Here is a 20042-nt window from a genome sequence, read left to right as displayed (position 1 = left end):
AGGGTCACCTATAGGCGGCCTTCTGCGATCCAGGCATCCAGTTGGCGACGGCTGATTTCAAAATGCATGCTGTCTTCGCGACGGAAACCGGCGCCCCAGACCCAGCCTTCGTCAAAGAAAAAATCCGCCATGATGGTCAGCCCCAATTGGGTCTTCCCATCGGTAAAATTATCCAACTGACCATCAATATTCAGATCAACAGCCAAACCATAGCTATGGGTGGACAGTGAATTGGTGGTGCCCCGGATACGACGCACACACAGCGCCCCGGCGGTATTGATGCGATTGTAGAGATCCGGATCAGCCTGTCGGATGTTTTCAAACACCACCTTCAGGCTCTCGATGGCCGGCCGCAGCATGCTGACCCGGATTGGGCCAACTTGTTCTGTCACCAATTTTTCCTTCAGCTCGGGGTTGGTCATCGGCTGGCATGTGTCGTTCAGAGTTTCCCGTGGCCGCCCCAGACGTTCCGTGAGATACTTCCCACCAGTTACCTGTAAGCCGCGATTGACGTTCACCCGATCGGCAATCAGCACAACCTGAGCATAGTCAAGATCCGCCCCTTCGGTCTGATCCCAGATCTCGCGCTCGGCTTCGGCAGACGAACCGGACGGCGCAATCTGGCCACCATTTGCCAGCGGCAGGCGCGCTACCTCGGTCTGAAGATCGGTCAACCGCAATTGCAGATCCTCGATCTGCTGGCGCAGCATTTCAATTTCGATTCGCGCCGTGGAATCAACCGATGCCCCCTGGAAGTCCTCTTCGGAAAGCATCCATTTCAAGCCAATCCAGACCGCAGGTGCCAACAGCACCCCGATACAGATAATAATCGCCGGTAAAATCCGCATAACACCCTCAAATCAATACCCAACCATTCAAGGCGCAGGACGCAGCCGAGTAAAGCCCTTTGACCAAAAATTTCACCGCATACGACAAGGCTCTTATTCACCCCGGCCCATTGGCAGAACCATTTATGTGGTATAGTCTTTTAAGTAATGTTTTTCAGTATAAGGGACAAGTTATGGTCCGCGACAATATTATCGCCGCATTCATGTGTTCTGCTCTGCTATTGCCTGCCTCTCTTGCCCATGCCCAGGCGAACAGTGGCGACCAGTCTGTGGAAGAAATTACCAAGATCCTGCAACAGCAAAAAACCCGGGGATTGGTGATTGCGCCAAGCGCCGCTGCAACAGCGCCACAGGCATCGGATGCTCAGGAAACCGCCACCGTGGCTTCCTCCAACGCAGATTATTCCCCGGTTGATCAGCAATCACAGATTAATCTGCAGATCTCCTTCGATTTCGATAGCGCCACGCTGCGGGCTGATCAGCAACCCAAGCTGGAGAATATGTGCGCGTCTATGCAGCTTCTGCAGGGAACGGTTTTCCAGATCATTGGCCATACGGATAGCTCTGGGTCAGCCAGCTACAATGAACGGCTTTCCCTGCTGCGCGCACAGGAGGTCCGTCGCCATCTGATCAGCAGCTGCGGCATTGCCGAAAACATGCTCAAGGCGATCGGCATGGGAGAGGCAGCGCCCTTTAATGCAGCCAACCCCCGGGCAGATGAAAATCGCCGGGTAGAATTCCAGGCCCTGGGCTAACAGATGCAATTCAACCCGGCCCCGTTGCGGCCTGAAGATGTGCATCCTTTCCGGTTTTGCATAGCTCTTCCTGCCGTGTCTGGAAGGGCTGCAAAAGCGCTGAGCTTGCACAAGGATAGGCTGCGATGATTACCTCTCAGCCCGGTGATCTTTTTCAACCGGGCGACCTGCTCAACAACACCTATCGAATTGAAATGCTTTTGGGCCGAGGCGGGACATCCAACGTCTACAAGGCCCGCTCGGAGATTTCCGGGAACCTGGTCGCCATCAAGGTTCTCAAACAGGAATTCTCCGGGAATGAGGATTTTACCGTCCTTATGGCCCGCGAGGAAAACATCCGCGAAATACGCCATGATGCCGTGGTGCGGTATTCGGAAAATCATCGCACACCAGATGGCCATATATACCTGCTGATGGACTACATCGACGGACCTGGCCTGGACAAGAAACTCAAACAGGGGCCTATGGATGCAGCCGATCTTTTGATCATCTGTCGGCGCGTCGCAGAAGGCCTGAAAGCGGCACATGCCCGCAATATCGTCCACCGAGATCTGAGCCCAGACAATATTATCCTGCGCGATGGCAATCCGGCACAGGCTGTTATTATTGACTTTGGCATTGCCAAGGATACCAACCCTGGCGCCCAAACCATTGTTGGCAATGAATTTGCAGGCAAATACTCCTATGCAGCGCCTGAACAGCTGTCGGGCAATACGGATGCCCGTGCCGATATCTATTCGCTGGGGGCGCTGTTATTGGCTAATTTCCGCGGCGCCGCGCCGTCCTTGGGTGCCAACCCAATGGAAGTTGTTGAAAACAAACAAAAGCCACTGAATACCGAGGGGCTGCCAACGCCGTTCAAACAGCTTATCGAACGGATGTGCGACCCGGATCCGGACAGGCGTCTCGGCAGTGCAGCTGATGTGCTGACCTTTCTTGATCGCGTCGAAAACGACCCCAACGCAGCGATTGAGCCAGAGGCTGCACCGCCTGCGGATGAGGCCACAATCATCGTCCCAAATGCAGCAGCCGCCGCAAAGAAAACGCCCCAATCCCCCCCAAAGAAACCATCCAAAGCCGAAGGCGGCCGGAGCAAGGCGCCTATCCTGGTTCTGGTCGCGATACTTGCCTTTGTTGGCGCTGGGGTGGGGGCCTTTTTCTCCGGCCTGCTTGATCCCTTGTTGGGGCCGAGCTACCCCGTGGCGCAGCCTTTTACATTGATTGTTGAAAAGCCAAAAACCGGCCCAACCCGCGCGGTCGGCAATATGCCCTCTGAAGACAGTCGAACTGCGCTGGCCGATCTGGTGGAGCAAGCCGATATCTCCCTCTCAAGCGGGGCGATTTCCGATAGCTGGGCCCAGGATGTTCTGGCGACAGTTCGCCCGCTGTCGGATCTTCAGCAGTGGCGGCTGACGGTCAGCGACAATCAGGCAAAGCTGAGCGGAATCACTAGTGACCCGGATCTGGCCGCCGCGCTGAACGCCAAATTCGCAGACGGGCTGCCGGGTGGTTTGGACGGAGCCGTGCAAATCACCTATCGGCTACCCGTTGTGGCCATTTCACAGGTCCGCGGCCTGGTTGGCGGCTTTGAAGACTGCGGACCGCTAAATGTCAGTCCTGGCTCTGTGGGGGGCGGATTTGGCCCCGAGGATACAATCACCGTAACCGGGCGGCTTGCCGGATCGGAGACCCGTGTTCGGATGTTCGACGCCCTGCGCGGTCTCGTCGGAAACCGCAAGATCGCCCTGAAGGTTGAGATCCTGAACCCCTCGCTCTGCATTGTCGAAGCGGCGTTGCCCAAGGCACCCACAGGAAAAATAGATGTGGTATTCAGCACCGGCAATGAAAGTACGCCCAATCCTTCGGGTCGTTTCTTTGTCGGCGAAAACCCGGTTATTGATGTAAAACTGCCGGCCTCAATCACTTCAGGATTTCTGACGGTTTCCATCCTTGATGTCTCTGGCAATGTCTTCCACTTGCTGCCCAATCTCTCGCGTCAACAGAATTCGATTGCGGAGCTGCGCGGTGACACAACGGGCCCACTCTCTGTGCGCGTGGCCTATACCCTGGCGGAATCTGCCCTGAATGGTGGCCTTGCCTTCCGGGTTGACGATAGCACCCTAGGCAAAAGCCGGGTTTTGGTTCTGCATTCATCGGAACCCTTGTTCGCCGGGCTGCGCCCAACCTCCGAAAGTGCCGTTGGCTTTGCCGAAGCTCTCAAGGAAAACAGCGCACGGGATGCCGGGTTGATCCTCTCTATGGACAGCAAGATATTGGAAACAGCCCTGCCATAACGACAAGGCGTCAGGCTCTCGATACTGCTGGCGCACTCACGGCCTCCCCAAGGGAAACCTCAGGAAAATCCGCTATCAAAGCATCGCGGTTTTTTTATTACGTCAAATCACATCGACAATAATGTGGGAGATATTGTCGGCTCCACCGCCCTCCAGGGCGATCTGCAACAGGCGATCACCAACGGTTTCCAGCGGTGCTGTCGAAAGCACCTCCTGCAGAATGGGAAAGGTCGCGTATTTGGTCAAACCGTCAGAGCAGATCAGGAACCGGTCCCCGCTTTCGACCATACCCCGAACCTTATCCAGTTCCAGCGCGTCACCCACCCCAACGGCGCGGGTGATCGCATTGGCGTGGGGGTGTTGATCGGCTTCGTCCCAGGTCATCTTGCCCGCCAGAACGAAATCAGCCACGGCGGAATGATCGCTGGTCAGCATCTCGATCGTACCATTTCGCAGCCTATAGATCCGGCTGTCCCCGGCCCAAAGGCAAACAAAATGACCGTTCGCCAGGATCAGCGCCACAACCGTCGCGCCAATCGTGCCACCGCCACGCGCTGCGGCCTCGGCCTGGATGGCGTGGTGGGCGTTTTGTATTCTGTCGCGCAGCCCGTGCATCTTTGCAGCCGGGTCCAGCCCAAGCGGCAGCGTCGCTACAGTGTCGACAATCAAGGCGCTTGCGAAATCTCCGGCCTGATGCCCGCCCATCCCGTCAGAGATCAACCAGATATCATGGTCTGGCAAGGCAAGGATCGCATCCTCATTGACCTTTCGTTTCAGCCCCACATGGGTCTGCGCCGCAAAACGGTATGTCTTATCATTTGTCATATCGGTTGGGCCTCCCGCCATATTGGTGCCGCAAGATCAAACAACCCAGACCCCGCATGTCCTAGGGGCAAATCCGGTCTGACCATCATCCGCGGCCCACTCTCCAGGTAGGTGCTCCAGACCCCGCCGCCTGGCACCTGTTTTGCCAGCAGGGCGCCAGCAAGATGGATCGCAACCAGAGAATCGTCACCGCCGCTTCCCGTCAGAACCAGCGTCTCCCCCTGCTGCCGCAGAGGAACGGATGCGCGCAATCCCGGCACCTCCAGAGATTGGAGTTGTTGTTCTAGCCGGGTTATTGTCATGCCATTTTCAAGCGTCGAAAGCGCGATGTCTTCCAGCTTTTCAAACAAGGCCCCCTCGCGCAGATGATCCAGCGCCGGCGGCCCCGGGGTCTCCAACGGCAATACCAGCGTCAGCGGAAACCGACGGCCAACACGATCCACCGAGGGCATCAAAACCCCCATGATCTTGCTGGGGCCAGCCAGGCCAGCCGCCAGGGTGAACCGCCATAGCGGCGCCGACATATAGTGGCTGTCGAACCCCGCACCGTACTGGGCCTGCCCCTCCATCATCAGCTGCTGCACCCAGTTGTCCCAAACCCGCACAAATCCACCCGCCACATTGATCCGGAAGAAATCTCCGACGTCGGGCATCTTGCCAAAGGCTCCAAACCCCGCCGCCATCACATCGACTTCGGGCAGCGGAATTTTGCCATGGCAGGCAGGGCAAAGGGGTTCACCACCGATCCCGATTGCAACTCAAACAGGGCCAGGCGGCCGCCAACACGGAAGTTCACCCGGCGTCGGTCGCTGACATTGGTGCGCCGCACCTCTGCCGCATCCAGCAGCCGGAACCAGGCCCAGGGCCCATCACGCGACAGGGTGTTTTCATTGCCACGCCGCTGCGGCAGCAGGGTAATCCGGGCCAGGCCAACGGATCCGGGCCAGTTCACCGCCACCGGTGTCGGTTGCCCCATGCGGTGATTGTAACTGACCTTTGACCCGTCAATTTCCAGCAGAACTTCTTTCGCCTTGGGGTCCAGCGCCTTTGGGGTGATCTGAAACTGAACTGAAGGATTAGCCGCCCCATTAAAGAAGGCATCACGGATTTCAGCGGCATATTGCATCTGCTGCAACACTGCTTGGCTAATCCCCAGATCAACGTCATTCACCCGTTTCCAGGTCCAGGGCCGGCTGCGGGTATCGACATATTTCAGCAGGTTTTCATCAAAAAACCCGTCGATAAGCCCACCCGGGGCAAAAAGCTTGGCAAAGTCCACCATCGCCACATCCGCCCGCGCACGCCGGTTGAACGGATAGCGGTTGTCCAGGGCCTTTTGACAAAACGGCAGTACCGCAGATTGCCAGCGCGCGTTGATCGACGCCCGCGTGCCCTCGGATGTAATGCCAGACGAGCCCGCCGAAATCTGTGTTGCCCAGCGTTGAATAGGCCCGTCAATCCGCGACGCCGTCTGCTGGAATTGCAGCAGCGCCTGACCACTTTCCCCCGAGGCCACACCGCTGAACGACATCTTGTTCAGCTCTTGATAGACCAGTTGCAAAGACCCCATCAGGTCATCCAACCGCGAAGGCTGCCCCTCTAGCCGGACCACCAGATCGTGCAGCCACTGAAAGCGTTCCTGCACATAGGACCCTGGCGGTTTGGGGGCCTCTCCTGGCGCGTTGGCGGCAGAATTGATCAGAGCTTCCAGCAGAATTTGCCCCTGAATGGACATACCCGACCGGGTTTCGATGCCGACAACCTGGGAAACACCCTCGTTCAGCGAAGCGGAATCCAGTGCTGATCGATCCTCGGCCAGCCGGGTTTCGCGGCTGATTTCCGTCAGGATATTCATAATCGGCGAGGTCGGCCCGGACAGGACATTTGTCACTTCAACCGCATGGCTGAGCGACTCCAGCGGCACGATATCAACATCCCCCAAGATCTGGTCATAGCGGCTGATATAATCGTTGTAATAGAGATCCAGCACATCGCGGCTCAACGCCAAAAGCGCCGCTTCACTTTGGCCATCCCCCGCCCGTTCGCCCAGAACCCAGGCCTCATTCTGTACCCGTTCGGAAACACTCACCGCTTCGGGCAAAAACACGTTGTTAAAGCCGTCATAGGTAAAAATACCCTCGACACCTTCGTTCAGCGGCTTACCAGAGCTGCGCACAAGGACCCGCTTTACCGAAGGACCGCCAATTTCGGTCAAACGCCATTTTGGCAGGCTGGTCGCCTGATTGGAATTGATGATCCCGTTGTAAACCCGCTGTGCCAGCGGCATTTCCGACAGGATATTCTGCGCCTGCTCCACCAGTGGACCGTTCAGGGCGATCTCTTCCATCGGTTGCGACAGCAGCGCCGACAAATGATCCATCAAGTCATTGCGCATCTGCCCACGTGCGGCGCCAGGATAGGCCACCAATTCCCAATCCAGCCGCATCCATTCCTTGACCAGATCCGGATTCATCGGCCCCTGCAGGCCCAGCATCAAATAGATCTTCAGCGCTTCATACAGCACATCAGGATTGTTCACATTACCTGCAATTTGTTCTTCCAGACGCACCAGAAGCCGCGGCAACAGGCGTTGGTTCAGCGCGGCGCGATAGGTCTGTGCCGTCTGGGTGCCAATGACCTCGCCCTGATACAGGCCATATGTCATGGCGCGTTCAGGCTGCGGATCTGACAACACCGGATTGCCCGGCATGTCACGCAGCAAGTTAAGTGCCTCCGCCACCGGCACAAGATCGGTATCGCCCACTGGACTGGCTGGCAGGGTTGCGGCCCTAGCCTGATACTCGACAACCTGCGCCTCGGCCTTACGAATGAACTCGGCGTTCTGAAAGAAGGAATTCACCCAAAGCCCGCCCATGGCCGCAGCCACCAGTACAGTTGCGGTAATCGCCGCGCGCCGCGTCCAACGATAGCGGCGCTCAACCTTGTCATCTGCGGAAACCAGGCCGGCCTCGGGGAACAACACGCCTTCAAACAAGCGGGTCAGGAAAAAGGACCGCCCCGTCCCCTGGCCGGTGCCGATGGCTTGCCGTCCAATGCCAAAGGTCTGCGCCATGCCCAGCATCAGCCGGTCAATCGGCGTCCCTTCCTGAGTCCCGGAGGTGAAATAGACCCCTCGCAGCATCTGGCGTTGCTCATAACGGTTGTCCTGAAAGACCTCGGTCAGAAACTCTTTGGCCACGGCCCGCATCGAGGCCAGCTGCGACGGGAAACCTGCCACCAGCGCGCGGCGCTGATGATCGGTTTCTGCCTGCATTTTCTCCAACAGCTGCGCATTCATCTGCCCCAGAAGCCCTGCAAACTCCTCGTCAAAATGCTCAATTGCGGCGGCGTCTTTTTTGCTTTTGATCAGCGGCAGGGTAAAGCCCCAGACCTGCTCGCGCTCTTCTTTGCCAAGAGTGTCAAAATACTCCTGAAAGCCCGCGATGAGGTCGGCCTTGGTGAACAGAACATAGACCGGAAAGCGCACCCCAAGCCGTTCGCGCAGCTCAGACAAGCGCCGCCGCACAGCCTGGGCATGGGATTTTTGTGTCATCTCGTCCTGCAGCGAAAGATCCGACAGCGAGATCGCCACCAAAGCCCCATTGATTGGCTGGCGCTTGCGGTACTTTTTCAACAGGCCCAAAAAGCCAAGCCAGGCGACATTGTCTGCCTCTGCGTCGCTTTCCTGTGTGGTATAGCGCCCGGCGGTGTCGATCAGCACCGCGTCATTGGTGAACCACCAATCACAGTTGCGCGTGCCGCCAACACCACCAATGGCGGCTTTGCCCAGCTTGTCCGCCAGGGGAAACTGCAGGCCCGAGTTCACAATGGCCGTGGTTTTCCCTGATCCCGGCGGGCCAATGATCACATACCAAGGCAGCACATTCAGATGCCGCCGCCCGTTTTTGGACTTGCGCAGCTCTGCCATCGCCTGCTTGAATTTTCCACGCAGCTCGCCGATTTCTTCCAGCATCACATCGTCATCATCGACAACATCTGCGGCTTCGACCATGTCGTCAGCCATCGCTCGGTCACGGCGGCGTCGCAGCCAGAATACCAATCCGATGATCAGCAGGGTCAGGACCCAGATCACCGCAATGGTGATCACCCGCGCCTGAATGCCGTCAAAGGGACGCCAGTCAGCGCTGCCAATGTAGGGCGCAAAAAACCAGGTACAGGCTGAAAGCGCGATCGCCAGCAGGATGAGCGCCGAATAGAGCGATCGAAACATCGGCAAAAGATAACGGCGGATCATTGGTCAACCTCCTGCACCAGCAAGATCTCGATACGGCGGTTCTTGGCCCGCCCGGCCTTGGTGCCGTTGTCGGCAATGGGCTCTTTTTCTGCACGGCCTTCGGCAGACAGACGCGTCGGGTCGTTAAAGACCTGAGCCATGCCCGTCATCACCGATTTGGCCCGTGCCAAAGATAGCGCCATGTTGGAGGGGAAGCGCGACGAGCGAATAGGGATATTATCCGAGTGGCCGGCCACAATGACCTGACCCTTTTCTTCGTTCAGCGCCTCAGCAACACGGGCCACGGGTGTTTTAAACCCCTTGCTGAGCTGGTCAGAACCAGAGCCAAACATTCCCGATCCCGCCAATCGAATGATCAGCGTGTTGCCCTTTTGGAAAACCTCAACAATGCCTTCGTCAATTTCCGGGCCCAGAAAGCCTGCAACCTTGGCCACTTGTTCTTCCAGCGTTTGGATCGGCGGTGGTGGCGGCGGTGGCGGTGCCCTGCGCTCCAACTCGACGGGTGGGCCAGAGTCAACGATGCTCAGCTGGCCGATCACATTGCCTGTCTGATTGGACAAGGCCCAGCTCAGCCCCAGGAACTGCGCCACCAGCAACACGCTGGTCACCACCAAGGCGATCCAGACCAGGCGCCAGGCCGACAGCACCTTGAAAGGTTTGATCACCCCTTCCCAATGGGGCGACAGATCCCGTTCAATCGGGCCACGCTGGTTGCGCAGAATGCGGGCCAGAGCGGCGCGGATTTGCAGGTGCTTTTCAGCCCCACCCTGCTCAATACGCAAACGGCCCTCAAAGCCCAGCGACATACACATGTAGAGAAACTCCAGCATGTCGATATTGGCCCCGGGTTCTTTTTCCAGACGGGCCAGAAGGTCATAAAACCTGTCACCACCAACGGTTTCTCGGTGAAATGTCCCAACCATGGACTGCAGGCCCCAGCTGGATTGCCCACCCCAGGGCGTGTTCAGCACCACATCATCCAACGTCGCACAGAGCGCATAACGGGCGACTTTTACCGTCTGCGCAGCGATACCCGCCTGCAAAGCGCGATTTTCAAAGGCCCGCACCTCGGCCACCACGTTCTTGCGCAGCCCATCTGGGTCCATATGCTGCGCCCGGTTGCGAATGCGGCTGATCAAGGCAAACAGGGTCGAAGCGCAGGCGGTCAGCGAGTTCATCCCTGTCAACGCCATAGGTGCAGCTTTGCCTGCTGCCCCGCCGGGTTGACTGCCGGATTGGTTGCTTTGAGCCGTGGCCGCCTGGGGCACACCAAAGGCATCCAGCCCGGCACCAGAAGCAGGGTCCTGGCCACCGTCGCCGGGTGGGGCGGCAACGGGCGTCGGCTGCGGTGTCGCAGTACGGCGTCCGCCAGGGTTGGGGCGGATCACCGTTTTGTCGGTATCGCCCGGTTCTGCAAAGGGATCGTCATAATCACCCATGATCTCTTACCCACTCACCAAATTACCAAAATCACCCCCACAGCGCAGGGCTGATGTATCTGCCTGCCTTAGCTGTTGCGAATGGCCCAAAGTTCCATCTTAAGCCCCGGATATTGCCCGGACACATGCACCGCAACGCCGCCAGAGGTGGTCATCTTGCGCCAATAGGGGCTGTCCGCATCCATTTCAAAATAGACCACACCAGAATGATAGGGGATCTGGCGTGGGGCCACCGGCAGGGGCCGCAGCGTGATCCCCGGCAGTGCCGAATTGACCAGTTGTCGAATTTCCTCAACCGGGCCGATCTTGGCCTGGCCGGCAAAATGGCGCCTCACGTCTTCGGCAGGCAGGTCTGCACTCACCGCCAGCACAAACCCGGCATTGCCCAACAGTTTGCGATCCGCAATCACCCCAACCGAGATGCCATATTTGCGCTCTTCCAGTTTGATCGCGATAGCCGTCTGTTCCAGTACCGAGCTGAGATATTGCCGCAGCACCCGGATGAGCGGCGCAAAACAGCCCATCAGATCGTCATGGGTATAAGGGGGCAACTCCGGCGCCTGTTTGTCCGCCGCCATGTAGCCTGACAGCTCCCCGGCCAGACCGGCACAGAGCATATACAAACGTTCGGGGTGCAGGTTTTCGATCTGCCGCAAATGCCGGATCATCGGCAACATCCGGTTCACCACCGCCAACAGCATAAAGTCAGAAACATCTGCCACACCGCGGGCAGACCCTGCCTCGGCCAGACGGCCCGACAGGGCCTCCATCCGGTGCGCCAACAACCCTTCGAGTTCACGCAGGAAGTCCCGCAGGACCGAGGCCGCGCGCGCATCCAGGCAAGAGGGTATAAAGGCCTGATCCAGGATGATCTCTTTATCTGAGCGCACCTCGATGATACGCGCCACCGGGATCGCCAGCAGGTCCGCCATGTCATCTACACCCAGCGCAAATTGCAGCCGCATCTTGCCCACACTCAAAGGCACCGGTTTGCGCTCTGTGCTGGTGACATCGGTGACTTCCTGGCTCGCCGGGCGCAACCGGCTAGCGGACCGCTCGGCTCCGCTCAGGTCGACCTCAACCGCGCCTTGGCGACGCTGCGGCACCGTAAGATAGACAACGCAGTCCTTTATGGTGGTCGGCACTTCTAGCGCCGGGGGATGTGGATCTGCCATCGGCACCCGAAAGATGCTGCCATCCTGGGTCAAGCCCTCGCAGGATTTGAGAGCGAACTGGCCGATCTTCAGCGCCTCGTGGTCAATTTCCAACGCATTGACCCCCCAGGCATAAGGGGCAAGACGACGGGCCAGGCCTGTCACCAGGCCTTCGGTATAGCGATCTGATTGCTGGAAGTGATGCGGCTGTAGAAATAGCCCCTCAGTCCAAAGCACCTTGCTGTCCCAGGACACCTGGTTCTCCCCTTAATTGTCCGCGCAGATCTGCGCGGTTCAGTCTTTTAATTTGTCCAATTGCGCCTTGTAGGCCCGCGCAAATTCGCGGCTGAACAAGTCATGAAAATCGTTTTCGGCCTGATCCGAAATCTCGGAAAACAGCCGTTCATAGACGTCCCAATAGCGGGCTTTTTTACCACGCAAGAGACCGCTTAATCCGCCTTTATCTTCGATCTGCGCTTCCAGCGCCTTGGGGTCGAGCCGGGTCAAAACGCCTTTCAGCGCCGCCTCCATGCCAGTCACCATGGCAACTTCATGCGCCTTGATATCCTTCAGCGCCTCTTCGACGGCAGTCTCGGGGCTGAGATAGCCCTTGGTGGCGGGTTTCAGCATGGCCTCGACAGCTTGCTCTGGAGTGATCGAGAACTTTAGCGGGTTGTTGCCCCCAGCCGAGATCATCGTTTGTTCGATGCGGAATTCCGATTTGATCGAGGTCCGCGTCATCAGGATTTCACGCAGGCCCGTCACCAATGTCTGCAAGACCCGCCCCATACGCCCCATAGATTTGGACGGGTCTTCATCTCCCAAAGCATTCTCTTCAACACCAAGACCCCGCAAAAACGCAGCGACCGCGTTTGAGGGCAGTTCCGATTTGCCCGCGACCTCTGTCTCAGCTTGTTTTGGGGTCTCTTTGGCCAGTTCTGTTTCCACTGGTGTCGCCCCTGGCGCGACACCAGGCGTGTCATCTAGCCCAGGCGCTTCTAGGGTTGTGGCTACGGTATCCGAGGGTTCGGCAAAGGGGTCTGATGACGCCGCCGCTGGTGGTACAGCCGGGGCAGGTTCTACAATTGCCGCTGCGGGAGCAGGCCTAGGTGTCGGAACAGGGGACACGGCAGCAGGTGCGGCCGTAATCGGAGGCGCAGCGGGGCTGGGCGTAGCCGGTTCGCCGATCCCTGACAAAAAGTCATCATCCCAGTCATCCGGGATTGTCGCGCTATGTGCAGCCGGGCTTGCAAAACTATCCGCCGCCGACGCAGAATGGCTGGGCAGGCTGGCGCCGACCCCTTCGCGCCCGTCACTGGGCTTTTGGAAAAATGGATCTTCATCTTCGCCCAGAGGCGGCAACAGATCATCAATCGGATCAACCGGGTTGAGCTGCGATGGTCCGGTGGGGTTCGAGGCGCCAAGAAGATCATCCAAAAAATCCCCGGCAGGACCTGCATCATCCAACAGCGCCATCGGATCCGGCGCATTATTGGCCACCCCATGCGACACCGGTGCATCGGACAACGGATCGGGGATCATCTGCGCGGTTGAGCTGCTGTGAATTTCGACCAGCAGCTCGTAGTTGCCCACACAGAGCACATCGCCATTGTTCAACGGCGTCGGCGTACGTCCAAGCGGGATTTTGGAGTAGTTCAGAAAGGTTCCGTTTGCGCTGAGATCAACTACCACAACATTGCCATTGTGGTCCTCGATGGCGCAATGGTTGCGCGACAACAGCTGATCCGGGTCAGGCAGAACCATATCGTTGCTGTCGCCCCGCCCAATGGTCAGGCTGGGCCCCAGCATTGCGACCGGCGCAGCATTGCCAGGCATCGCACCAGAGTTCTGAAACTTGAGTGTCACCCCCATGGGTCGCTTAGCCTCCCACCAACACGGTGAACTCACCCTTGATGATCAAACCGCCACAGGCGGCGGTATCCGTGATCCGCGCCGCTGGCAGTTTATTGATCAGCACCGTCCCCGAACCTTTGACAATGGGGTGTGGCGGCGCCGCCGTGCACATATCGCTCAGCCGGGCGGCCGGCAGTTTCCCTACCAGAACGGTCACCGCACAGGGCGGCATGATCGGTGTTGGCACCGGCAAGGCCGGTGGTGGTGGAATCGACGGCAGCATGCAGGCATGCAAATCCAACACCCGTGCCTGGGGCATTCCCATATCAGGCCTCCTCTTTCTCGTTACCTGGATCAGGATTGGCCGCTTTGGCCCTGCCCTGTCCATTACCCCCACGCGCAATATCCAAAGCACGCGCGACCAAAATCCGGCCGTGTTCTTCAAACTTATCAGACAATTGGCTCAATGCTACCATATTCATCGCAAAGGCCGCTGCTTCTGACGCTCCAGCGGGGGCCGGATATTGGTTGAGGTCTCCCGGCCCCAGTGTTCCCGGTGCATAAAGCACCGAAAGGGCGCAATTCACCGTATCATCATCAATGTAGGCGTGATCCAGCGTCAACCGGGCCGCGTCCCGGTTTTCCTCTGACGGATCCCTGACCCAGGCTTCGGAACAGCTCAGCGAGGCGGGATCCTTGTCGGAGCGCGGACCGATATAATCCCGGGCTGCCATACAGGCCCACCAAACCCGCTCACGCGGGGGGAGCAAGACCCCCAAAAGCCGCAACAGATCCACCAAGGCCTCTTTGTCGTAAAGCTCTTTCAGGACAACACCAGCCGCCGCCGATGGCGGCGATTGGAGCGGCGTTTTCAACAACACATTGGCATGCGACAGCAGTTTGGCCACGGGGTCAGCGGGAAGCTTGACCAGGTTTTCGAAGTTCTCTGACATATTTCCCACCTAGTTGATCATCGTCAGGCCGCCTTTAAGGGTCAGCATCGCGTCCCCTTTGACGGTTGTCATTGGGGCCTTGGCCTCAACCATGGCACTGCCTTCGACTTTGATCATAGGTCCTTTGATCGTCACACCTGAATTGTCGATCTTCACCGACGAAGGCCCGACCTGTAGCAAGATCTCCAGACCAGCTGTCATTTTAATTTTGCCGGCCGTGGCATCCACCGAGATATTGCCAAGACTGACGGTTTCATCATGATTGCCCTTGGCGATGGTCTCGGTCAAGTTTCCGGTGTCCACATCCAGGGTCATGTTGCCTGTCTGAATGGTTTCCGCCTTGTCGCCAGTTTCAACCACCTCTGTACGGTTGCCGCTTTTGACCACCTCATCCATGTGCTGTTTGACGGTCATGGCATAGCTTTTTTCATCGGTGCCAGGCGCATCCGGTTCCGGCGCGTCCAGACCGATGGTGACGGCTGAGCGGTCTTTGATCAACATCTGATGATCTTTTTCCGCCTGCACCCGCATCAGTTCTTCGCCCTTTTTGTCGTCGAACATCAGCTCATTGTAACCGCCGCCGCCCTTGGAGGAGTTGGTTTTGATGCCCAGCTGTGTCTGATCATCCGGGTAGGTATAGGGTGGCATGGTATCGGCATTATACAACATACCGGTACAGATCGGGCGATCCGGGTTGCCATCCTCAAACTGCACCACCACTTCCTGGCCGATGCGCGGCACCGCAACCATGCCCCAGTTTTTCCCCGACCAGGGCGTCACAACCCGCACAAAACAAGAGGATTTCTCATCTGCATCGCCTTCACGGTCCCAGTGGAACTCAATCTTGATGCGGCCGTGTTTATCAGTCAGGATCTCTTCGCCGCTGGGGCCAACCACAGTTGCTGTTTGCAGCCCAGGAACCTGCGGCCATTTGGTGGCGAGAGGGGCGCGAAATTGCTCATGCTTTTCGATGGCACCAAAAGTGCTGGCATAGGCATCGCCTTTGATTTCTTCTGGGAAGTCCATGTTGCGCGGCTTGATATCATGGCGCATTTCACCTGCTTCAGCCGCTGCAGTCGTGCGTTTTTCCCGTTCGTTGTAGTCCCCTGCGACCTGTAAATAGTGCACGGCATCCACCACCAGGTATTCGCCATTGGCCGGCTTGTCCGGGTGGTTTTTCAATTGAAAGGTATAGCCGGTGCCCAGGGTCCGCAGACTGCCAGCTCCGCGCCAGCGCTTGTGCCGGACAGCCTCCGCCTCCATCTGAACTCGGGCGCGTTTGTTCCCCAGACCGGTGTCTTTGCGATAATGGCCCTGGTAATCATAATGCTCAAAATCCTTGTGGCTATGACTGCCTTTGGGAATGGCATTTTTAACTTTCAGATCCGCCGCCGGTGACAGGAAATCAAAATCATTCAGGGTCACCTTGCCAGTGGTCAGCACTTCTTCATGTGCCCACTCAGAAATATGATCTTCGCGGCGACGGTCCCGATCATCGCGGGCGTGGAACTCCACCTGTGATTTGCCGTTCACCGGTGAATGACCGCTCATCCCGTCACACAGCACCAGAGTTTCTGCTGCGTTTTTATCGCTGCTGCTGTCAAAGTAGAAGTAGATCCCCTCCTCCTCCATCAGGCGACAGATAAAATCGTAGTCGGTCTCGCGGTATTGCAGGCAATAGTCGCGCGCCTCGTAGCTTTCGCTCAAACGATCACGAAAGTCGGTGAAACCGTTTTCACTGAAAATCTGCTTGATGACATCCACCGCAGAAAGCTCCTGAAAAACCCGGCTATCTGTCGTACGCGTCAACAGCCAGAACCAGGGGCGCACCTCTGCCACATAGAGCCCATAGCCATCGCGAAACCCCATGTTTTCCACCGAGATACAGAGACCCGAAAACTTCTGATCTGTGCCGCCCTCGGTCTGGACATGCAGGTTCATCGTCTGACCAACGATATCTTCCAGTTTGATGGCTTTGTTTTTGGACTGAAACTCGACTGTGGTCTCAGTCAGCTTGCTCAGGCCTTCGCGCACAATGGCACGTTTCAGCAAAAGATCCCGTACAGAATAGCTGCCGGACATCCAGACCATGTCACTGTCATGTGCTTTGCTCTCAACCATGGCTCCTCCTTTCCCCGATCACGATCGGGTTAAAAACTGGGTGAAAATACACCGCTGCCAAATCAAATTTCGTCATTACAAATCCGCCAATAGGGCCGCTAATTCGGCGTCCATCTCGTCATCATTCTCTTCCGTATCCGTATCGTCGCCAAATCCCGCCAACAGCGCGTCTAGATCGTCCAGATCCCCAGCTTCATCTGCAGTATCGCCGCTTGCGGCGTCACCCAGATCCAGATCATCCAGGCCCAAGTCGCTCAAATCCAGATCATCCGCCTGCGAACCGCCGTTGTCTTCCACGCTCTGCGGCGTAGCATCGGCGGGTTTTGCAGCTGCAATGCCTGCTTTCTCGCGCGGATCCGCTGGCGAAGGCGCCGGGGCCGGAACACCGCTCCAAGGACCCAGAACCTCACTCCCGGCAACAGAGGAAAACGACGTCAGACGCAGCTCATCCCGGCCTTTGACGGCGCTGATAGCCATCACCCCACGCTCATTGGCCAGGGCAATTTTGTCCAGGTCTATGTTGCGTTCGGTGCAGGGCAGCGCCACCTGATCGCCAAAACGATCATTCACCGTGTGATAGGGCATCCCGCCCAGCGACATGATAGAGCCCAATTGCATCGAGGCGCCATTTTGCTTGAAGGAGCGCGCCAGCAGGATGGTCACCAGCACCACCGGATTGCCCCACAGCATCCCCTTCAACCCCTCAGTCTCTGAGAACTCCTCAAAGTCGAAGGCATCCACCGGGTTGCTTTTGGCGCCATAGGGACGGCGCAGCAAGAACCGGGGGCTGGCCAGGGCCAAATGGCCTGACTCGGGCATCTGTTGCAGGGTATCCCAGGCATTGGCCACCACAGCTGGGCGATCCTTTTTTTCCGTTTTCAGGAATTCCGGTGACAAGCTGGTAAAGAACGGCGCATCCACATGCGCCGCCACCCGCGCGATCCGTCCCAACAGTTCCGCATGGGGAGGGGTTTCCTCAAACCCGTACATGCCGATCAGGGCTGAATAGCCGCCCCGTCCCAGCTCCGGGTCCATAGGCTCTTCGCTCAACAATCGGGTCAGGCCGCAACTGGCTAGGTCGTCTTGAGATGCCAGATCTGCAGCCAGTTCTTCAGCAGAGACATCATACAGCACCACCTCAAGACTGTCGTCGACCTCCACCGAGCGGGCAATGAGATCCAAAGAGCGCCACTGCGCCTCCAGCGCCTGAAACTCCGGGTGATGCAGCACCAGGCGCATCGCGTCCGACAGGGCAGCATCCACCGCCGCCTGCATCGCGGGCACCTCTGGATTGGGTAAGGCGCGAATATAGGGACCAACCACCCGGGCCAGCAGCTCATCTATCGGTGAGGCCTCCCGCAGGGAATTTTCAGCATCGCCAATCAGCTGTTGAAAGGCGCTCAACCGCCGATCTGCTGGCACCGAATTGCTGGCTGAGGTCCGTTTTGGCGCCCGTATGGGCGTGCCATATTGCGCGGCCCAGGCCGCCAGGCTGCGGCTGGCGTGCTCAACCGTGACCCCAGACTGCAGCTGATCCCGCAGGCTCACAAGTTCGGAAAACAGCGCAACCTTTTCAAACAACTCATCTGGATGCAGGTCGTCAAATTCTTTTAGCTTGACCGAAATGCCACCCTCATTCTGACCGATGGGCAGGATCAACGGGCTGGCAAAACCTTCAATCACCTCTTCGACGGTATCAGGATCCAACAGGATGCCGGGCCGCTGCGCCAGCGCATCGCCGGTTTCCACCTGACCACGGGCTGCCCGGCCCGAGAAATCGCCAAACAAGGCAATGCGAAACCGCTTTCGGGTCAACTGCTGCGCGGCAGGGCGCTCTGCACTGATGGTTCCATAGGCAAATTCAGGCTCGGCAAAAACCGCCTGTTGCTCAGCTTCGACCTGCTCCCCCCCGAGTTCCGCGCCCTGCGCGGTATCCGCAGCGGCTGTATCACTTTCGAGATCGCCAAGAAGCGCATCCAAATCCATCAGATCATCGCTCAGATCCAGCGCGACGTCCTCCTGGCTCTCCGCCACCGGGCCAGTGTCGGCAGCATCGTCCAAATCGGCCAACAGATCGTCGAGCCCCGCGCTCTTTGCGGTGTCGATGGCTGCGCTGTCGGTCGCCGCTTCTGGATCATCCAGGTCCTCGGCAAAGTCACTGGTCAGGTCCCCCAGAAGATCATCAAGGTCAAGCTCCTCCTCAGAAGTGCCTCCCTCTGCGTCGGAGGATCCCAGCAGATCATCCAGATCTGTCTCCACCCCGTCTGTTGCCCCCAGCAGTTCCGACAGGCTCGTCTCAGCAGCCTCGCTGCCCTCGGTAGCGTCACCGGGCGCGGGATTGGGGCCCGGCGCGGCCTCCAGGCCGGACAAAATACTGTCCACATCCACCACTGCGTCCGGGCTGTCTTCTTCCAGGTCCAGATCGGCAAGCAGCCCCTCCAGGCTCGCTTCCTCGGCGCTGTCCCCGCCATCTTCGGCGGGGGCTGTACTGGCCAAATCTGACAGCAGATCATTCAGATCATTTGCGGCCTCTGGTGCGAGTGGCGCGTCGGCTTGCTCCAGCCCGGCGAGCACATCATCCAGCTCCGAAGTGTCATCCAAAACGTCCTGTTCTGCAGGTGCCAGCCCTGCCAACATGTCCTGCAAATCCACATCATCCTCAGAGCCCCCGGTTTCTTCCCCCAGATCCAGTGCGCCCAGAATATCCGCGAGATCATCGCCGACTGCATCCTCTGCAGCGGTGACGGGCGTGCTGGTAACAACATCCGCCAGGATGTCGCCCACCTGTGGTACGCTGTCGGGCTCTGCCTCACTGTCCGCCAGAGATCCCAGAACCTCGGTCAGATCGATACCTTCGCGTTCTGCCTCATCTGGTGCGACAGCAGAAAGATCATCCAGAAGCGCCGCAAGATCATCCGCTTCTGCATCGGTTGCGGGTTCCGGCTCTTGCGCCGCCAGTTCGTCCAAAATTGCACCAGACAGGTCCCCATCATCTGAGCCTTCTTCCGGTAGGGCCGCGTCCTGCAAAGATCCCAACACATCCGCCAAATCGTCCGCGCCTTCCTCAGGCTCGGGCTGCGCGGCGTCGAGATCAGACAGGATATCCGCCAGCGGGTCTGGCGCGGCGGCTTCCGGTATCTCTGTGGCGGCCAGGTCCTGAAGGATCCCGTCATTGGACGGGGTTTCAGGCTGCTGGAGCTCTTCGCCAGCGCGGGCCAGATCCCCCAAGACATCCGTCGTGTCCTCTGGCGGATCTTCGGCAACTGGGTCCAGATTCCGCAGGGCTGCCAGCGCGGTCTCACCTGTGTCGGCCTGCGCGGGCTCGCGAGGGGCCGAGGCCGCTAAAGCCGCAAGTGCGGCGTCAGTCTCAGCGCCCGTCTCCGGCTGGGGCAGATCCTCTGGCGTGTTGGCTGCAAGGCTGGCAAGGGCGTCAGACACGCCATCCCCCTGCACCGTCTCGGATGGGGGTTGTGCTGCCAGGGATGCAAGCACGTCATCGCTGGTGTCAGGCTCGGCTTCTGGCACTTCAAGCGCTCGCAGGCTG

13 protein-coding genes are annotated in these 20042 nt (G+C 58.4%); 2 read left to right on the top strand and 11 right to left on the bottom strand.

The genetic code is table 11. From position 1 onward, the window contains the following. Nucleotides 1-8 precede the first annotated feature (8 nt). Nucleotides 9-848 carry a M15 family metallopeptidase gene (locus N1037_22670; protein UWS82028.1) on the bottom strand — a complete coding sequence of 280 codons (840 nt, stop codon included), beginning with the start codon at nt 846-848 and terminating at the stop codon, nt 9-11. A 173-nt stretch (nt 849-1021) separates the two neighbouring features. On the opposite strand from N1037_22670, the gene N1037_22665 reads away from it, so the two are divergent. Together N1037_22665 and N1037_22660 are read left to right on the top strand one after the other, a co-directional pair. Beyond that, a complete protein-coding gene (locus tag N1037_22665) occupies nt 1022-1603 on the top strand; it encodes an OmpA family protein (GenBank protein ID UWS82027.1) in 582 nt (193 codons plus the stop codon). A 125-nt stretch (nt 1604-1728) separates the two neighbouring features. Further along, nucleotides 1729-3897: a serine/threonine-protein kinase gene (locus N1037_22660; protein ID UWS82026.1), complete on the top strand. Its 2169-nt coding sequence runs from the start codon at nt 1729-1731 to the stop codon at nt 3895-3897. 102 nt (nt 3898-3999) lie between these two features. Here N1037_22660 and N1037_22655 read toward each other — a convergent pair whose 3' ends face one another. The 10 genes from N1037_22655 to N1037_22610 all read right to left on the bottom strand — a co-directional run bounded on the left by N1037_22655 (nt 4000) and on the right by N1037_22610 (nt 18484). Continuing rightward, complete coding sequence (locus N1037_22655; GenBank protein ID UWS82025.1) at nt 4000-4722, bottom strand: protein phosphatase 2C domain-containing protein; 723 nt, start codon at nt 4720-4722, stop codon at nt 4000-4002. Beyond that, a complete protein-coding gene (gene tagF / locus N1037_22650) occupies nt 4719-5375 on the bottom strand; it encodes a type VI secretion system-associated protein TagF (GenBank protein ID UWS82024.1) in 657 nt (218 codons plus the stop codon). Before tagF ends, N1037_22655 begins: the two co-directional genes overlap by 4 nt. Nucleotides 5376-5404: 29 nt before the next feature. Beyond that, the gene (gene tssM / locus N1037_22645; protein ID UWS82023.1) at nt 5405-8977 is read right to left on the bottom strand and encodes a type VI secretion system membrane subunit TssM; all 3573 of its coding nucleotides are present in this window, start codon (nt 8975-8977) and stop codon (nt 5405-5407) included. After that, a complete protein-coding gene (gene tssL, locus N1037_22640) occupies nt 8974-10416 on the bottom strand; it encodes a type VI secretion system protein TssL, long form (protein ID UWS82022.1) in 1443 nt (480 codons plus the stop codon). The genes tssM and tssL overlap by 4 nt, the downstream gene beginning before the upstream one ends. A 68-nt stretch (nt 10417-10484) precedes the next feature. Beyond that, the gene (gene tssK, locus N1037_22635; protein UWS82021.1) at nt 10485-11825 is read right to left on the bottom strand and encodes a type VI secretion system baseplate subunit TssK; all 1341 of its coding nucleotides are present in this window, start codon (nt 11823-11825) and stop codon (nt 10485-10487) included. Between the two features lie 39 nt (nt 11826-11864). After that, nucleotides 11865-13442: a type VI secretion system-associated FHA domain protein TagH gene (gene tagH / locus N1037_22630; protein UWS82020.1), complete on the bottom strand. Its 1578-nt coding sequence runs from the start codon at nt 13440-13442 to the stop codon at nt 11865-11867. A gap of 7 nt (nt 13443-13449) precedes the next feature. Continuing rightward, nucleotides 13450-13749 (bottom strand): PAAR domain-containing protein, encoded by a 300-nt coding sequence (locus N1037_22625; protein ID UWS82019.1) that lies wholly within the window; start codon nt 13747-13749, stop codon nt 13450-13452. A 1-nt stretch (nt 13750) separates the two neighbouring features. Then, nucleotides 13751-14377 carry a hypothetical protein gene (locus tag N1037_22620; GenBank protein ID UWS82018.1) on the bottom strand — a complete coding sequence of 209 codons (627 nt, stop codon included), beginning with the start codon at nt 14375-14377 and terminating at the stop codon, nt 13751-13753. Nucleotides 14378-14386: 9 nt separating this feature from the next. Continuing rightward, a complete protein-coding gene (gene vgrG / locus N1037_22615; protein ID UWS82017.1) occupies nt 14387-16498 on the bottom strand; it encodes a type VI secretion system tip protein VgrG in 2112 nt (703 codons plus the stop codon). A 75-nt stretch (nt 16499-16573) separates the two neighbouring features. Further along, on the bottom strand, nt 16574-18484 hold the full coding sequence (locus N1037_22610) for a type VI secretion system contractile sheath large subunit (protein ID UWS82030.1): 1911 nt from the start codon (nt 18482-18484) through the stop codon (nt 16574-16576). Nucleotides 18485-20042 lie beyond the last annotated feature (1558 nt).

The organism is Phaeobacter sp. G2 (genome assembly GCA_025163595.1).
In the GTDB taxonomy this organism is placed as follows: domain Bacteria; phylum Pseudomonadota; class Alphaproteobacteria; order Rhodobacterales; family Rhodobacteraceae; genus Pseudophaeobacter.
This window is presented reverse-complemented; position numbering and strand designations above follow the sequence as displayed.